The sequence below is a fragment of the Lentzea sp. NPDC020367 genome (assembly GCF_044387305.1).
Lineage (GTDB): Bacteria > Actinomycetota > Actinomycetes > Mycobacteriales > Pseudonocardiaceae > Lentzea.
On the sequence record NZ_JBIRVV010000041.1, the window covers coordinates 1 to 1,675 of the forward strand.

At 67.0% G+C, this 1,675-nt stretch carries 1 protein-coding gene; it reads right to left on the reverse strand.

Going from position 1 to position 1,675, the window contains the following annotated elements:
- Nucleotides 1-28 precede the first annotated feature (28 nt).
- Nucleotides 29-1,261 carry an IS110 family transposase gene (locus ACH413_RS48300; RefSeq protein ID WP_360049321.1) on the reverse strand — a complete coding sequence of 411 codons (1,233 nt, stop codon included), beginning with the start codon at nucleotides 1,259-1,261 and terminating at the stop codon, nucleotides 29-31.
- Nucleotides 1,262-1,675: the final 414 nt, after the last annotated feature.

A 1,675-nucleotide genomic window follows, 5' to 3' on the forward strand; every position in this document is an offset into this window, starting at 1 on the left:
GCAGAAAGACATCTCAGGTTTTTGAAAGTCAAGCCGCCGTGGCGAGAGGAGGTGGAAAGGCCCGATGTTCGGTGAAGCTGTGTCGATGCTGAAGGCAGTGGTAGAGCTGCCCGAGGAACTTGTTGAACAGGTGTCGCTGGGCCTGGTGGTTCCAGTCTCCGGTGGCGCGGCGGGCGTCGAAGTGGCGTCGTGCTCCGGGGCTGGCTTTGAGCGAGGCGAGCGCCCAGGTGTGGCCGACGGCGGCCAGGCGCCGGTTCTTGATGTGCCGGTGCAGCACGACTTTCTTCTTCCCGCTGGCGCGAGTGATCGGTGCGGAGCCGGCGTAGGCCTTGAGGCCTCGAGCGTCGGCGAAGCGGGAGCGGTCGTCACCGATCTCCGCGAGCACCCGAGCGCCGCTGAGCAGTCCCAGGCCTGGGAAGCTGACCATGATCTCGGCGTCCGGGTGCTGCTCGAAGTGGGCTTCGGTGGCTTCTTGCAGCTGATCGGCCGCGACACATGCTGCCTCGAACTGGATCAGCAGCGCGGTCAGCTGCAGGCCCATGGCGTTCTCCAGCAGCGGTGGTTGGCGCAGCTGCTCGCGGCTGAGCAGGTCGTGCAGGGCGTCGGCGTCGCGGCCGATGTGCTTGCGGCGCCCGGCTTCGGTCAGCAGGGTCCGCAGTTGTGTGCGGGTCAGCTGTGCGGCTGTTGCCGGTGTCGGTGCGGTGCGCAGCAGCGCTCGGGCGTCCGTGCGGGCCAGGCCGCCGCTGGGCAGCAGGCTGATCGCGGCGAGGGCGGCTGGGTAGAAGTCCTTGAGCAGGGAGCGGATCTGGTTGCCCAGCTGTTGCCGGGCCCAGACGGTGTCTTGTTGCGCGCGAGCGAGAACGCGCACGGCCTGGGCGAGCTCGGTGTCCGCGGGCAGCGTCCGGTGGGCGTGCGCGTCGGTGCGGATGATGTTGGCCAGCCCGACCGCGTCGGCCGGATCGGACTTCGCGCCCGAGACCTGATGGCGGGAGCGGTATCGCGAAGCCGACAGCGGGTTGATCGCGTAGATGCTGCGTCCGGTCGCGCGCAAGGCGGCGACGAGCAGTCCTCGGTCGGTCTCGATCGCTACTGGCGTCGGTTGCTCGGAGGTGTCGCCGGCGTCGGCGAGCATGGCCAGCAGCCGGGCGAACCCTTCGGCGTTGTCGCGGATCCTGCCGCTGGCCACCACCGTTCCGGTCTCGTCGATGATCGCGACATCGTGGTGGTTCTCGGCCCAGTCGATGCCACAGAACAGTGCCAACTGATCACATCTTCTTTCGTGTCAACGATTTTGACGGGTCCAGGTGAAGTCACTCGACGCCCTAATCGCGGGACTCTGCGGTCCGTCATCTCAGTAGCCGTGCGTGACTCCAGCACACCGCAGGAACCTCGTTCTGTCGCAGAGCTCAGGGCTCGGGAGCACATGGTGAGGTCACTTCCTGCGGCGGACTCGGGCAACGCACACTCCATCACCGCGCGATCACTGGCTCGTCGGCGGACGCGCCCTCTCTCTCATAGGGCCTTGCAGACCGAGGGGCGGTTAGGCGTCGTCCGCCGACGAGCAGCAATCTCCGGCCGTCCACACGCGCCGTTCTTTCTGAAGACATCTGATGTCTGGAGGCAGCGGGCGTCGTACGGCAGCCGGCAGTCCTATCCCTACGACACGATTAGGAGG